The 14,039-nt window shown below is 41.4% G+C and carries 18 protein-coding genes; 9 read left to right on the top strand and 9 right to left on the bottom strand.

Annotation, left to right across the window (positions count from 1 at the left end; all coding sequences use genetic code 11):
- Positions 1–114 precede the first annotated feature (114 nt).
- Complete coding sequence (locus tag AC1MBV_RS16355; protein WP_255748410.1) at positions 115–777, bottom strand: CPBP family intramembrane glutamic endopeptidase; 663 nt, start codon at positions 775–777, stop codon at positions 115–117.
- A gap of 276 nt (positions 778–1,053) precedes the next feature.
- On the opposite strand from AC1MBV_RS16355, the gene groES reads away from it, so the two are divergent.
- Both groES and groL read left to right on the top strand, forming a co-directional pair.
- Positions 1,054–1,338, top strand: coding sequence for a co-chaperone GroES (gene groES / locus AC1MBV_RS16350; RefSeq protein ID WP_255748409.1), 285 nt, complete (start codon positions 1,054–1,056; stop codon positions 1,336–1,338).
- A 63-nt stretch (positions 1,339–1,401) separates the two neighbouring features.
- A complete protein-coding gene (groL, locus tag AC1MBV_RS16345; protein WP_255748408.1) occupies positions 1,402–3,027 on the top strand; it encodes a chaperonin GroEL in 1,626 nt (541 codons plus the stop codon).
- Between the two features lie 400 nt (positions 3,028–3,427).
- Here the strand turns inward: groL and AC1MBV_RS16340 are convergent, their stop codons facing one another.
- Both AC1MBV_RS16340 and AC1MBV_RS16335 read right to left on the bottom strand, forming a co-directional pair.
- Entirely contained in the window at positions 3,428–3,607 is a 180-nt protein-coding gene (locus AC1MBV_RS16340) for a hypothetical protein (protein WP_255748407.1), read from the bottom strand.
- Positions 3,608–3,819: 212 nt separating this feature from the next.
- Positions 3,820–4,134 carry a hypothetical protein gene (locus AC1MBV_RS16335; RefSeq protein ID WP_255748406.1) on the bottom strand — a complete coding sequence of 105 codons (315 nt, stop codon included), beginning with the start codon at positions 4,132–4,134 and terminating at the stop codon, positions 3,820–3,822.
- Positions 4,135–4,393: 259 nt separating this feature from the next.
- Between AC1MBV_RS16335 and tnpA the strand changes: the two genes are divergently transcribed.
- Positions 4,394–4,825 carry an IS200/IS605 family transposase gene (gene tnpA, locus AC1MBV_RS16330; protein WP_255748404.1) on the top strand — a complete coding sequence of 144 codons (432 nt, stop codon included), beginning with the start codon at positions 4,394–4,396 and terminating at the stop codon, positions 4,823–4,825.
- 568 nt (positions 4,826–5,393) lie between these two features.
- Here the strand turns inward: tnpA and AC1MBV_RS16325 are convergent.
- Positions 5,394–6,029 (bottom strand): LysE family translocator, encoded by a 636-nt coding sequence (locus AC1MBV_RS16325; RefSeq protein WP_255748403.1) that lies wholly within the window; start codon positions 6,027–6,029, stop codon positions 5,394–5,396.
- A gap of 802 nt (positions 6,030–6,831) precedes the next feature.
- On the opposite strand from AC1MBV_RS16325, the gene AC1MBV_RS16320 reads away from it, so the two are divergent.
- Both AC1MBV_RS16320 and AC1MBV_RS16315 read left to right on the top strand, forming a co-directional pair.
- On the top strand, positions 6,832–7,230 hold the full coding sequence (locus AC1MBV_RS16320; protein WP_480948812.1) for a hypothetical protein: 399 nt from the start codon (positions 6,832–6,834) through the stop codon (positions 7,228–7,230).
- 213 nt (positions 7,231–7,443) lie between these two features.
- The gene (locus tag AC1MBV_RS16315; protein ID WP_480948811.1) at positions 7,444–7,941 is read left to right on the top strand and encodes a hypothetical protein; all 498 of its coding nucleotides are present in this window, start codon (positions 7,444–7,446) and stop codon (positions 7,939–7,941) included.
- A 31-nt stretch (positions 7,942–7,972) separates the two neighbouring features.
- Here AC1MBV_RS16315 and AC1MBV_RS16310 read toward each other — a convergent pair whose 3' ends face one another.
- Positions 7,973–8,506, bottom strand: coding sequence for a flavodoxin family protein (locus AC1MBV_RS16310; RefSeq protein WP_480948810.1), 534 nt, complete (start codon positions 8,504–8,506; stop codon positions 7,973–7,975).
- A gap of 238 nt (positions 8,507–8,744) precedes the next feature.
- On the opposite strand from AC1MBV_RS16310, the gene AC1MBV_RS16305 reads away from it, so the two are divergent.
- Together AC1MBV_RS16305 and AC1MBV_RS16300 are read left to right on the top strand one after the other, a co-directional pair.
- Complete coding sequence (locus AC1MBV_RS16305; protein WP_255748398.1) at positions 8,745–8,921, top strand: hypothetical protein; 177 nt, start codon at positions 8,745–8,747, stop codon at positions 8,919–8,921.
- Positions 8,918–9,268: a YolD-like family protein gene (locus AC1MBV_RS16300; protein WP_480948809.1), complete on the top strand. Its 351-nt coding sequence runs from the start codon at positions 8,918–8,920 to the stop codon at positions 9,266–9,268. Before AC1MBV_RS16305 ends, AC1MBV_RS16300 begins: the two co-directional genes overlap by 4 nt.
- A gap of 134 nt (positions 9,269–9,402) precedes the next feature.
- Here AC1MBV_RS16300 and AC1MBV_RS16295 read toward each other — a convergent pair whose 3' ends face one another.
- Positions 9,403–9,795, bottom strand: a complete 393-nt coding sequence (locus tag AC1MBV_RS16295; protein ID WP_480948808.1) for a hypothetical protein — start codon at positions 9,793–9,795, stop codon at positions 9,403–9,405.
- A 375-nt stretch (positions 9,796–10,170) separates the two neighbouring features.
- Between AC1MBV_RS16295 and AC1MBV_RS16290 the strand changes: the two genes are divergently transcribed.
- Positions 10,171–10,524 carry a hypothetical protein gene (locus tag AC1MBV_RS16290; protein ID WP_480948807.1) on the top strand — a complete coding sequence of 118 codons (354 nt, stop codon included), beginning with the start codon at positions 10,171–10,173 and terminating at the stop codon, positions 10,522–10,524.
- Between the two features lie 80 nt (positions 10,525–10,604).
- On the opposite strand, the gene AC1MBV_RS16285 is transcribed toward AC1MBV_RS16290, so the two are convergent.
- Both AC1MBV_RS16285 and AC1MBV_RS16280 read right to left on the bottom strand, forming a co-directional pair.
- Positions 10,605–10,775 (bottom strand): hypothetical protein, encoded by a 171-nt coding sequence (locus AC1MBV_RS16285; RefSeq protein WP_480948806.1) that lies wholly within the window; start codon positions 10,773–10,775, stop codon positions 10,605–10,607.
- A 95-nt stretch (positions 10,776–10,870) separates the two neighbouring features.
- Positions 10,871–11,164 carry a putative quinol monooxygenase gene (locus tag AC1MBV_RS16280; protein ID WP_480948805.1) on the bottom strand — a complete coding sequence of 98 codons (294 nt, stop codon included), beginning with the start codon at positions 11,162–11,164 and terminating at the stop codon, positions 10,871–10,873.
- Between the two features lie 130 nt (positions 11,165–11,294).
- Here AC1MBV_RS16280 and AC1MBV_RS16275 point away from each other — a divergent pair, with 130 nt between their 5' ends.
- Positions 11,295–11,990 (top strand): DUF3298 and DUF4163 domain-containing protein, encoded by a 696-nt coding sequence (locus AC1MBV_RS16275; RefSeq protein WP_480948804.1) that lies wholly within the window; start codon positions 11,295–11,297, stop codon positions 11,988–11,990.
- Between the two features lie 392 nt (positions 11,991–12,382).
- Here AC1MBV_RS16275 and AC1MBV_RS16270 read toward each other — a convergent pair whose 3' ends face one another.
- Positions 12,383–13,780, bottom strand: coding sequence for a GH25 family lysozyme (locus AC1MBV_RS16270; protein WP_480948803.1), 1,398 nt, complete (start codon positions 13,778–13,780; stop codon positions 12,383–12,385).
- Positions 13,781–14,039 lie beyond the last annotated feature (259 nt).

Here is a 14,039-nt window from a genome sequence, read left to right as displayed (position 1 = left end):
GTACGGGATAGAAGAAGCGGAGCCCCAATTAACGGGCCCCGCTGTTTTTATACAAAAAAACGTTTAATAGATCAAAGAAAGGACTTGGCCTCCCAAATTTTTTCAACCGCTCTTTTACATAAACCAGTGAATCCAGCTGGTTGTATTCGGAATGTGCACACTCAAGCTGAGTAGAACAACAGTGGCATTCATGGCTGCATGCATGAACATGGTCACCCAAATGCGACCGGTCTTGTGATAGGCATAGCAAAGAAAGAAGCCAATCACAACATAAATAAGCAGATGCGAAAAATCAAAATGGCCGGCAGCAAAGATTAGGGAACTGATCAACGCGGCAAAAAAGAAGCCAATGCCCTTTTTCAAACTTCCGAAAAGAATCTTGCGGAAAACAATTTCTTCAAGCATCGGTCCGATGATGCTGACTGCGAATATAAACAAAGGCGCCTTGCGGGTCATCTGGACGACATCCTGAGTATGCTGCGAGCTGATCGGCTGACCTAATATGAGGCTGTTGATCAGTGCTGTCGCAATCTGAAGAACGAACAGGATGAACACACCGCAAATTGCCCAAGCGATCGACTCGCCGATAGAAGCAACCGGACCGCGTGCCAACCTACGCTCGGGTATTAGCAGCAGTGAGACAATAATTAAGGTTAAGAAAAAGACGGCTGCGTATGCATCACCGGAGGACGATCCACCTTTCGGAAATCCGGGAATCAGCGGAGATATAAAGCAGATAAGATAAACAAGAACGATCAGGATATACCGTAAAACCAAAGTCAGACACCTCATATCTATTTGTATAATTTAGGATTATTTGTGAAAAGCTGAAAGCATTCTAGAAGGTTATTGCTTGTTTTGTCTATTTTAACATAGCGGATTTTCTTTATCCTTTAATAACTATTTGAACCATTTTTATGGTTACATATATTTTCGAGTAAAAACTTGCAAATCTATTGGGAATTGATTATTATATTAAATGGATTAGCACTCAGGCGAACTGAGTGCTAACAAAGGTACTTAACTTAACATTTTTAAGGAGGGTATTTCAACATGTTAAAGCCATTGGGTGATCGTATTGTGATCGAACCACAAGAAAAAGAAGAACAAACAGCAAGCGGTATCGTACTTCCTGATTCGGCGAAGGAGAAGCCGCAAGAAGGCCGCGTTATTGCCGTTGGTGCCGGCAAGGTGTCCGACAAAGGCGAACGTATCGCTTTGGACGTAAAAGAAGGAGAAAAAGTGATCTTTTCAAAATATGCAGGCACTGAAGTAAAATATGACGGCAAAAGCTATCTCGTTGTTCGTCAGGACGATATTCTCGCTGTTATTGACTGACTTGCAATGCTCGTTTAACAGAAGATCCTCAGATCTAATTTAATTTAGGAGGGACTATTCACAATGGCAAAAGATATTAAATTTGGTGAAGAAGCGCGCCGCTCGATGCTTCGCGGTGTCGACGTTTTAGCTGATGCAGTAAAAGTAACGCTCGGACCGAAAGGCCGCAACGTTGTACTTGATAAGAAATACGGTTCACCGCTGATTACGAATGACGGTGTAACAATTGCAAAAGAAATCGAACTTGAAGATAAATTCGAGAACATGGGTGCACGTCTTGTATCCGAAGTCGCTAGCAAGACGAACGATGTAGCCGGCGACGGTACGACAACTGCAACGGTTCTTGCGCAGTCTATGATTCGCGAAGGCTTGAAGAACGTTGCTTCCGGTGCAAACCCAATGGGCATTCGCCGCGGTATTGAAAAAGCAACTCAGGCTGCCGTTGAGGGATTGAAAGAAATTTCAAAGCCGATTGAAGGCAAAGCATCAATCGCACAAGTTGCAGCTATTTCTGCAGCTGACGAAAAAGTCGGCGAACTGATTGCCGAAGCTATGGAAAAGGTTGGCAACGATGGTGTTGTTACGCTTGAAGAATCCAAGGGCTTTGTTACTGAACTTGACGTTGTTGAAGGTATGCAATTTGATCGCGGTTATGCTTCCGCATACATGGTTACAGACCAGGATAAAATGGAAGCCGTTCTCGACAATCCATACATCTTGATCACCGACAAGAAGATCTCAAACATTCAAGAAATTCTTCCTGTTCTTGAAAAAGTTGTTCAACAAGGCAAACCAATGCTGATCATCGCTGAAGATGTTGAAGGCGAAGCGTTGGCAACGCTCGTACTGAACAAACTGCGTGGTACATTCAACGTTGTTGCTGTTAAGGCTCCTGGCTTCGGCGACCGCAGGAAAGCAATGCTCGAAGACATCGCTGTACTGACCGGCGGACAGGTCGTTACAAGTGACCTTGGTCTCGAACTTAAGGAAACAACGGTTGATCAACTCGGAACAGCCGGCAAGGTTATCGTTACGAAAGACAACACGACGATCGTTGAAGGTGCAGGCGCATCCGACAAGATCGGCGCGCGTGTCGGTCAGATCAAAGCACAGTTGGAAGAAACAACGTCTGACTTTGACAAAGAAAAGCTGCAAGAACGCCTTGCAAAACTGTCCGGCGGCGTAGCCGTAATCAAAGTCGGTGCAGCAACTGAAACTGAATTGAAAGAACGCAAGTTGCGTATTGAAGACGCTCTGAACTCGACTCGCGCTGCAGTTCAGGAAGGTATCGTAGCCGGCGGCGGTACAGCTCTTGCTAACGTGATCAAGAACGTTGAAGCTGTTGAAGCTGAAGGCGATGAAAAGACCGGCGTGAACATCGTTGTCCGCGCACTCGAAGAACCTGTTCGTCAAATTGGCGAAAACGCAGGCCTCGAAGGCTCTGTCATCGTTGAAAAACTGAAATCCCAGAAACCAGGCATCGGCTATGACGCTGCCAAGGATCAATGGGTAAACATGATTGAATCCGGAATTGTTGACCCAACAAAGGTTACACGTTCCGCACTGCAAAACGCGGCTTCTGTATCTGCAATGCTGCTGACAACTGAAGCAGTCGTTGCCGACAAGCCTGAAGAACATCCGGAACCGCAAATGCCAGCCGGAGCACCAGGAATGGGCGGTATGATGTAATAAACTAAAAAACATTGATTTAACAATGTTTTTCAGTATGAATAGATTGTTTTTTAGGGCACTTCTCATGTATCCATTTGGATACATGAGAAGTGTTTTTTCACAAGTAAAGAAAGTATAAGATTTTGCCTCGTATTTAAACAAATAAACCAGTGTCTTGACCGAGAATCAAAGCGGAGGTGCGAGACGCCTGCGGGATCAGGTGCCAGCGAGACCCCGCAGATTTCTGCTTGTCTGAGGAGGCTCGCGGTGCGCCCGCGGTCGCGCTCAGTTGATGCGAGCAACCGAAGCGATGATTCAGCACTGTAAAGACACAAACTAATCACACATGGCTGGAGATTAAGGACCGGGCGCTTTTTGCCCGGTTTTTCTTATTTTTTGAGTGACATGAGCATAAATTTTAATTGCGATTTTTTTCTCTTTTCTGAGCGTAATCGATGGAATAGTATAGAATCCAAAAAACAGCTGGAATAATCATGATACAGATAAAGTATTTAGATGGAAGAGGAAAAAGAAAACCAAAAACGAACATCATAATTACGGCAGGGATAACAAGCAGCGTATAGAGTTTCCAGTTCATTTTAAACTTCCTTTCATTGAATGAAATTGTAAGGAGTTGAAGAAATGTGCGATTTGACACGACCCAATCATTTCTTCTTATCCAAAATCAGGAACACTGAAAATGAAAGGGGAAACAACTGAACCAAGTAGTTTTTAGGGTGCTAAGGTGAAATCTGAGGATAATAGCAGCAATAAGGAAAATTCCTGTAGAACTCTTCATAGCATGCATTTTTACATTCCTGACTGCCAAGCGATGATGATAAATGTAGTCCAAAGAATAGTCAAGATGATGACAAGTAGCCCACCACCCATGACTAATCCATCGATCACGCGCTCGATGGTTCCGAGGTTTCTCTTGATCGTTATGTCGATAATGATAAACGTGATAGCTGCTGCAGAAAATAAATAAGCCAGCACAGCGCCAAACCAGTACCAAAACATGCTGTTTTTGGTCCAGTAGGCCATTTCTTGAAACGCATACCCAAAAAAGCAGGCCACAATTGTCAGCAGTGCAATAATTGCAGGCAATACAAAAGGCTTTTTCATCCAATCATCTCCTTAATAAATCGGGATTCGTCTCGATCGAACGATACCCTATTTTACCATATTAAATGGCATGTGATGCTAAAGGAGACGCGGCGTATCATGTCAGAAAATAATAGAGAATGAATGAAAGCGGCACCCTCAGGGGTTGTTTTGATTTTGCTTTAGTTTCCAAAAGCGGGGTCTAAACCCACCGTCTTTAGACGGTATCCGCTTTTAGCCTTATCTTTTCGTGTCCATACTTTTTACAGAGGTGAAAAGTATGGACGGTTATCAAAAAAATGGTCACGCGATCTATGACATTAAGTATCATGTGATCTGGGTGACAAAATATCGCTACAAAGTGTTGCGAGGCCAGGTTGCTGTCCGGTTACGGGAACTGATCCGGCAAGGTTGTGACGCCAGAGGGATCACGATTCTGCAAGGTAGCGTAGGTAAAGAGCACATTCACCTGCTAATTTCCTGTCCGCCCAGTTTGGCTCCAAGTAAAGTCATGCAGTATTTGAAAGGATGTTCATCCCGGTTATTACAGGATGAATTTCCAGAATTGAAAAAACGATATTGGGGTCAGCATTTATGGTCCAGAGGCTATTTCTGTGCAACGGTGGGCACCGTGACAGACGGAATCATCCGAACTTATATTGCCAATCAATCAAATAAAGTCAGGGACGACATTTTCAGGATTGATGACTGAGTTCAGTCAGAATTCAGTGTGCATTGAGCACAAGAACTTTCAGAAGACTTCAGTCTTGAATGGCGACTTTAAGTCGCAGACATTTATGTCTGAACCCACCTGCTTTAGCAGGTGGGCGTTTAGAGGAGATATGCAGCCAATTGCTCTAGGAGTGCTAGACACGGGTAAATGATGGGTTGCGGCTATACAAAAATAGTATTGGCCCCACCATCGCCAACACTGATGGCGGCCACTGACGCCACCCTCACTGACATTTATTGTACCTCTCAAATGTTAAAAACAGCTTAAGGCTGAATTAAGAAGGTATTAGGAATGGTATTGGCATCCACTGTTCACACGATGAGTACGTTTGCCTGCCAGCTGCCCTCAACAGCTGGTAAGAACGGAATCTTTCCCTATTTTATTCATGGAGACTGCAGAGCTGACAAGAGGTTGGAATATTTTTTCAATTTTCAAGTATTAGTTTATTAAAAAAAGAGGTTTCTCAACCGATTTTGAAATCGATGAGAGACCTCTTTTTTGTATCCATACGGAGGCATTGTCCCAAATGATGTCGGCAGCAAGATGCTTAATATGCTGTGGTCAAAGATCTTATAAATTCATACCCAAACCGGATGCCAAATGCCAGTAATACAAAACCTGCGCCAATAGAGAACCAACGCATAAACTTTTGATTCACAAATCGGCGTGTCATGTGTATGACGCTGAGCAGAACGATATCGTGAAGAATAATTCCCAATAGTATTCCTAAGGCAATATAAAGAAAAGAATGTGATGTAGAAGCGGTTAATGAATTTGTGAGGATGGAGCCGAAAATACCAATCCAAAAAATAATACTTCCCGGCGATATTGCTACCATTAAACCCGACAAATAGGATTTTAGAAGCGAACGCTGAACAGGTTTCTGTTCCTCATCATGAATAAAATCTTTACTCTCTTTAAAACTGTCAACAGCTAGATAGATAAGAAAGAAACAGCCAAACAGCCACATTACACTTTTAATTATCGGCATCGATAGAATTGTAGAAAAGCCGAAATAGATGAAGAGAATCATGATAAAATCAACGGTCATTCCACCAAGACCAACGCACCACCCAAATAAAAAGCCATTTCTTAATCCCTGCTTGGTCATACCAATGGTGATCGGACCAACAGGAACTGAAATAGAAAAACCTAATACTATGTACGTGAACAAAAGATGCATCAATAAACCCCTTTCCATTACCTTGCTTTGCTTTGAGTGAACCTGGATTCATGAATTTTTCTGACCCTGCTGCACAGGATTAATGCCCGTCAATTCCTTTTCAGTTCCGCAGTCAAAGAGAAAGTGCAGGAGATCGCAGAAATAGCTATCTCATAAAAGAGAATTGAAGATGAAAATATGGATGCGGCAATGTAAGCCAGATGTTTTGGGGACGAGCTTCTCAAGTTCGAAGATGATGTTGCCAATGTGCAAAGACAAGACACCAATACTATAGTCACCTCAATAGCCTGAAAAAATAGCATACTATATTTTTGATTAGCTTGCATAATTAACTTAACATGCAGATTTATCCAGGCAGAGGTTACTTAAATAAAGTATGATGAAAGGGAATTGTTTTCGTTTGATACTAAACGAATGGTGAGGAGGTAATCTATATGCTTTTACTGATCAGCGTTCTTTTTTTATTGAGCAGTGCGTCAATGACTTTTGCTATACAGGCTCTGTATCAATTATCATTTAAAGAAAAATACACATCACTATCGGACTTCTGTGATCAAACTGGTCTTGCATGGATTCCCTCAGTTTTATTTGTTCTATCGTTAGTGACCTTTATCGTATCTTTTGTATACTAAATAGAAAAAGTTTGAGGCCGAGGAAATGACGGGTAAATACCGTTATTTCCTCGGTCTCTTTTTAATGATCTGCACTGCCAAAAAAGGCGACAGTCTGTGGAAGATCGCTCAAGCAAGGAAAGTAACCGTGAATAAGCTAATGAGCGTAAGCAGACTAACCTTTTGAAAGGATGAGTGTTGTGCAGGATTTAGGAGTACAGGTTTTATCGGCAGTTTTATCTCTATTAGTGGCAGGTGTCGGTGCTTTAATCACAGCCTTCGTGCCAAAGATTAAATTGGCAGCGGACAAACATCTGAGCTCGTCTCAGGCTGATATAGCTAATAAAGTTCTTGATGGACTGTCATCAATTGCTGAGACTGTCGTTGCAGATTTTAATCAGCGAGTTGTTGCGGATGCCAAGGCCAAAGGAGCGTTTACTTCAGAACTTGCTGCGCGTGTCAAAGATGACGCAGTCAAGTCCGTCATCGCTCAGGCACCGGAATTGATCTCACTCGGAGAGCAGGCGATTGGCGATATTAAAGCGCTGATTCCGCAATTGATTGAACAAGCAGTTCTCAAGGCAAAATAAAACGCCACCACTCAGGGGTTTCTGGGTGTAGTACATATTAAAATGAATAATGAGAAGAGAAGAAAATAGCATGTCTATACTCATCGGTAAAATAGAGGAGATGGAAAAACTCACATGACACTGATTAGCAGCAGCTTTTTAGGTATCCTATAAATAATCGTTTAGCAAAATTTTAAGAGGTGATTGAAAATTAAGGCATACAAAATTTTAGCAATGAGTATTCTGCTTTTGGTTCTATTTGCCGGGTGCACGCATGTGAAGAAGTCAACAAATGCGAAGCAAGTTCAAGTAAATGCCGCACTCGTTAAAGATCTAAAGCATGGGAAAATCAGCGGGACACCGCTTTCTTTGAACGATGGATTTAGTTTGACGGACGTCAAAAAAGCTTGGGGAGAGCCGGATCGGCACATTGATCGTGAAGAAGTGCAGAGCTATGTGTATCAGAAAAACGGTCAAACGTTTCAGATCGATGACAACATTGAAACGGATGCCTTTAAGGATCAGAGACGCTTTAAATATAGCTTCGTTGTGCATTTGAAGACTTCTCGAGAAAAGATCGTTAAAGAAATGCGCATGTCGCCAAAAATAAATGGAAAACGCCTGCTTCAGTATCAATATAATGGGCACGTCATTCAATTCGAACAAGACGGGACAAAAAACAACTGGCTCATGTTCTACAGAAATGCATCGCAAAGCGACATAAAAGAGTGATCATATCATTTTTAAAGGCAGACCAATTGGATCAATGATTAGCTCGATTTTTAAAATAGTGATTTAAATGGGCAACAGAATTCAAGGCGTTCTTATCTGTTAAAACGTCCCCCTTTTTGTCCCCTTTGCCAATGACATAACTGCCGAATTTCATTTGTAAAAAGTCACAAATACATTGCATTTGTTGGATCATGGGTAAAACTTTTATGTAAGGTTCATCGCCGCCAACAGTAATTAAATGAACTTCTTTCGCCTTCATTTTTTCTCTGAAATCGAGCATTGTTGGATCCCTAAGGGTTTCAGACCAACGATCAATATATAGTTTTAATAAACTGGACATCCCATACCAGTAAACCGGAGTAACAAATAAAATTATATCTGCGAGCACTTGTTTCCAGATCAGCTTTTTGTAATCGTCATCTTCATGTCTGTGAGTTGAGATGGGATTAATGTGATAATCTCTCAAAAAAACGTTTGTAACATCTAAATCTTGAAGCGCAAAATGTGCAAGCGTTTCTGAGTTCCCTTTGTCTCTTATCGAACCATAAAAAGCAATGATTTTCATAAAATAATCTCCAGTTAGTGTTTTCTTAACTATAATGATTTTTAGAAGGCTATTAAAGAAGAATAGTCCGATACCATCAATCGGATTTTCGAATGAATAACAGATATCTCGTATAACGAACCATAATTGTTTTTTGGGCCTTTTTCTTGATCTAAAGATTTTTTTGAGAAAGTCCTTTTTATTTTTAATGTTAAAGAACATATGTTCGTGTATAATGGATGACAAAAGGAGTGATTTGATGCTATCTGACTTCGAGCGAAAACTGCGGCAAATTATTCTTAACGACAGCATCGGCGGCAGAAAGGTAGATATGGACGCGTTGGAACAACGGACCGGACATAGCAGACAGGAAATTGAGGATACCATCGAGAAGTTATTACGGTTACCAAATGACAAGGGTGGAATTAACCTATGAGTAAGTTAACCGAAGAATCGTCGTGTATGCAGTCGGAGTCCGACTTGGGTATGTCCGCAATGCTGGAGACAAGAATGAGAAATGAGGTACGAAACAACACGAAAATAGACCGGCCGATACTTGCCGAGGACGAGACTGAGCAGATCAGACGAACGCTACAAGCAGCGATTAACGAGCGTGCACCCGTTCAGTTAAGTTATTACAAGGGCGGTTTCATAAAGCAGTCGATTTGTTACCCGAGCTGTCTTGATTCATTCAGCAGACAGCTGATTGTCCGTGATGCTTATGGTATGAAGAAAAATTATGATTTTCGAGATGTTATAGACGCACAATTTGGTCCGCAATGATTAATGAATAGTTTGATGCTTCTTCAGTTTCCCCATGCGTTGCCATGGGGACTTTTTTTGTAAAGCAGCGTGTTGTATAAATCATGGCTACCCACCCGTTTTTAGAATTCAAAAGCCCAAATTGGGCTAATCAATCAGTGAACATTAAGTTTCAGTGGCTTTGTATGTCCGTCTAGTGATACATAAATAGTATAAGTTTTCTTTGTGGTATTGCCGCCAACGAGCCAGGACCAAGTAATAATGCCGCTCTTATTGGATACCTTAGCTTGCAATCCCTTGGCTGTACTTCGACCGGATTTGTAGATGACGGAAATGGTACCTCGTGCACGCGGCTTACCTTTAATGGTGACATAAGCGACGTTGCCGCGATGAAGGTTCAAATGCGAGCTGACAACTTTGATTGGATAAGATTTGGCATACGCAACATTTTGCGAAGCTGCAGGTATGATTTCCTGCGGCAGAGCTGCGCCTGATAAAATGCCGAGTGACAAGGCGACAGCCGTCATTAATCTTAAAAGCTTGTTCATGAAAACTCCCCCTAAATTGCTCATCTATATCATGCCTTTCGGCAAAATACCGATTGAAATAGGGGAGAGGATAGGGTGAGGTGCTTTCAAGTTGTGGGATTCTGTCTTCTCTCCAGAAATTCTTGTGCTCTTTTGTTCCAATAGCAGATATCTAAAAGAAACGTAAAACGCATGTCCATTTGCGGACATCTAATTTTACCAAATTGGGGAAATTACGCATTGTTATTTTCTTTATTAATGTGTAAAATTCCTTCATAAAAAGGAGCTTTTTAACAGAAATTCAGAAAAAAACAGATAAACCTAATTAATCATTTCTTAAGATTGTTTTGTTACACTGTAGAATGTTTTTCTAATCATGAGAAAGGGGGAGGTAGCATGACCGTTTCGTTAAATAACTATTTACTCAATTATCTATCGCAAATTGAGAATTCAAATTCCGCAACAACATCAACGAGCAGCACAGATACAAAGGAATTATCTTCTGAGTTTGCACAATTGCTTGCTTCTTCATTAATGAACGATTCATCGTCTCAGATGCTCGGCGCTTTGTCTTCATCCGGCAGTGAGTTGACTGATCCGGATTCTAATGATTCGAGCAGTATTTCCGGTATTTCGGATACATCAACTCAAAGCACCAACTCAGTGGAAGACCTGCTGTGGACTTTGCTCTCATCTGCTGCGAATAACAGTACGGATGCGACAACGGCTGCTTCAAGCGCTTCAGTCTGATATCCGTATCACTTTAATGAAAAAGTCAAAAGGCTCTCTGCATGTGTTCTGCAGAGAGCCCTTTGATTAGCCGTAATGCCTCAACCTTGCGGACTGAACGTTCCGCTCATATTCTGAGCGGCTTTCCCCATTTGATCCATCGGCTGTTTTGCCCATTTAGGCATATTTTTCTGGTTGTTTTTCATCCAGAAAAAAGCGGCTGTTGCTCCGCATCCTGCTAAAAAAGACCAGAAGGCATGACCGTTTCCCATTGGTTTCATCTCCCTCAATTATTTGGTGCATGAGTATTTTCCGTTGTTTCACGAAAAAGATACGATGAAAAAATAGGAAGCAGTGAGCTTCTCTTTTACTGTTTTTTTTCTGCCTGAAAAAGAGTTACTTTTGTCGGCACCTCAAAGAATGGGACGGAAATCGAGCCAAAGTGAACAAAATGTTCGGTTTGATTATGAACATCCACTGCTTTCTGATCTTTCCATTCCTCAATCATCATGAATGTGTTCGGTTCTTGAGCATTTTCCAATAAATTGTAGCTGATGTTTCCTTCTTCAGCCTGAGATCCGGCCACAAGTGGCTTGGTCGCGGAAAGAAATGCATCTCTTTGTTCCGATTTAACTTTAAATAGCGCATGTATGATGATCATTCTCCATCACCTCACTGCTTATTTTACGCGATACGAAAGCAAAACAGAAATGAAAACGATTTATTTTAGGCGTATTCATAGCTTGAAGGTGTCAGGACATACTAAGGAAAAAGAAAGGAGTACGTTATACATGAACAAAAGATGGATCGTACCTTTTATCGTCTGCTTCAGTCTGTTGTCCGGTATGATTTTTGCATCCGTATCCAAAGCAAATACCTGCCCGCCGGTAAAATACAAAATTCAGCAGTTGTCTGAAGGCATTTCCTATCCGCAGATTACGTCAGGGCTTGAAGATCAACAGATCATGGATCAAATGAACCGGGTTTTTCGTAAACATGCGGAAAATGTGCAAAAAACGGACAAGAAATACAAAGAACAATACGCACATGATCAGTTGATTAGTGCAGCGGGACCTTATTATGCTCATACTCAGCCGACAGTACGTTTTAACAGCAACTGCCTACTCAGTGTTTCATTCATTGATGAATCCTACACAGGCGGCGCGCACGGCATGCACTATGAAAAAGTTTATAATTACGATACGCGCAGCGGGAGACAATACCAATTAAACGATATCATCCACACCAAGAAGGAACTTAAGAAAGTCAATGCCTATCTGAAAAAGCAAATGATCAAGCTGAAAAATGAGGGACGCTATGATTTCTTTCTCGATTCGTTCAAAAGCGTTGATCTGAAGAACGGACAGTTTTATTTCTACGATCATGGAATTGTCATTGTTTTTCAGGAATACGAGGTCGCTCCCTATTCAAATGGCATCATTCATTTGAAGGTTCCGTATCATGTGTTCATTGAAGATCGAGAATAATATGAAAAGAGTAACATCTATTTCAAAAATTTGCCGATATTCCCCTATTTATAAAAAATTTCAGTATGCTATAGGTGTCAAATGAAATTGTGTTTGTTGACTTCCCCCTGTTATATAATCTTTTATTGGACCCTTGCGAGAGGGTTTATTTTTTTGCGTGTGCTTATTCTCTAAAACGAATTATGAGTTCTTTTTCATAACTTCTAAAATCATTCAGCATTCTGTTAATCAGTTCTTAATAATTCCGCTGTATCATAAGAGATGTTAAATCAATGAAGCATTGTTTAACCTCCCCTTTTTAATATAGGAACAACTCTTGGGCGCCTGATCACAGGCGTCACTTTTTTTGTTAAAAAAAAGACCTTCGGAAGGGAAGGCCTCTAAATGATAGATTACATTGCATTAGGGTCATAATAAGAAACATTTTGATCAACGGCACCGCTGATCCCTGAAACGGTACCATTGCTCGTATATTGCCAGATATCAACTTGAAAACCTGTTCCCACCCCGCTATTGGTCCCTTGACCGCGGTAACGTGCGATCCAAATAAGCATCCTTTGAGGTTGTGAAATTCGGCTCATGTCAATATAGGTTTTATAGAAATTCGATCCGGAATAAATGCCTAACTTAGAAAAGCCTCTGTTTCGCATTTGGTTGAGGAACACATTGACATTATCGCTTAGGGTTTCTTTGACATTGCCCTGGATACCATTTGTTGTTTCAACGTCTACAAATAAATAGCCGAGATTGTCATTAGTGAATCCTGAGTTATTCAGCACATTAGCAAAATTATTGGCTTCAGCTATAGCTTGATCGCTATTTGCTGCTCTGAAGAAATGATAGGCATCGACTTTAAGACCAACATTTTGTGCATTATGCGCATTTGCTGAGAACGTATTATCCGACCCTTTGCTTCCTTCACTTGCTTTAACAATAACAAAGCTGTTTCCAGAATTTTTAATGGCATTAAAATCGATCGTTCCACCACTATTATCATTTTGCCAGTGAGAAAGATCGACACCGTTAGCACCTGCAGGAGGATTAAATCGATTCAAATCTGTTGTCAGGTTGTTCTTATATACGAAGCCTTCTTTTCCATCATTGGTTCGAATACGTTTCCAATCCCCATTCTGACCAATGATAGTCACTGCTGTTTTCTCTCTCAGTGTTGTGACAACGGCAGATTGTGAATTGGTATCTTGATAAACCTTGAGATTGTCGTATCCGATATACGCTGTATAGGCATTGACCGGTGAATAATTCAATTTGACGATTTCAGGTGGGGCTGCACTGGCTATTGGGGGATTGCCCATCTTTACATATTTTGCAGCGATATAGTAGGTGACTCTTCCGTGTTTAAATCCGTACCAGCCGCCGTGATATCCGGAAACGGTGATTTTCTCGTTGCGGTGCAATTTTTTCACAGATTTGTACTGATTGCCTGCTCCGGCACGTGCGTTCACAGCGCTGACGGTTATATGGGCTCTGCGGGAATCAATATTGCCTTTTAACCATTTATTCTGAACATAACCTCTTTTGCCGCCCGAATAAATATATGCGTAGCCCTTTTTCTGACCAAGCACGGTTATTCGTGTATTCATGTGGACCGTGCGCACGGTTTTATATTTGCTGCTCGGCTTGTTGCGGATATTCAGCGAATAGCAGCGAACATAAGCCTTATAGTTCGCTGCTGCTGCATGGGCAGACTGTTCGAATGGTGCAATCATGCTTCCAATCGTTAATGAGAAAAAGATAAGAGCAACGCTCAGCATCTTGACTGTTTTATTCACTTTTTTCTCCCCTTAGTTATGAATTGCCGACAGTATGAACCTCCTTTCGTTCAAATGAGACAACTTTCCTCGTAATCTAATTATCGGGGTGGTATGGGTAGACTTCAATGAGTTTGCAAGAATTTTACATAGCCTTAATAAAATGGAATTCATGATTATGGGGATTGACAACAGAGTAGTTGAATGAGTAATCTTAAAGAAATGAATAGGGAACGAAATTTGGTGGAGCCTGTCAACAAGGGCTCCACTTTGTTTTTTT

This window comes from Sporolactobacillus sp. PKPK-6 (genome assembly GCF_056678885.1).
This window is presented reverse-complemented; position numbering and strand designations above follow the sequence as displayed.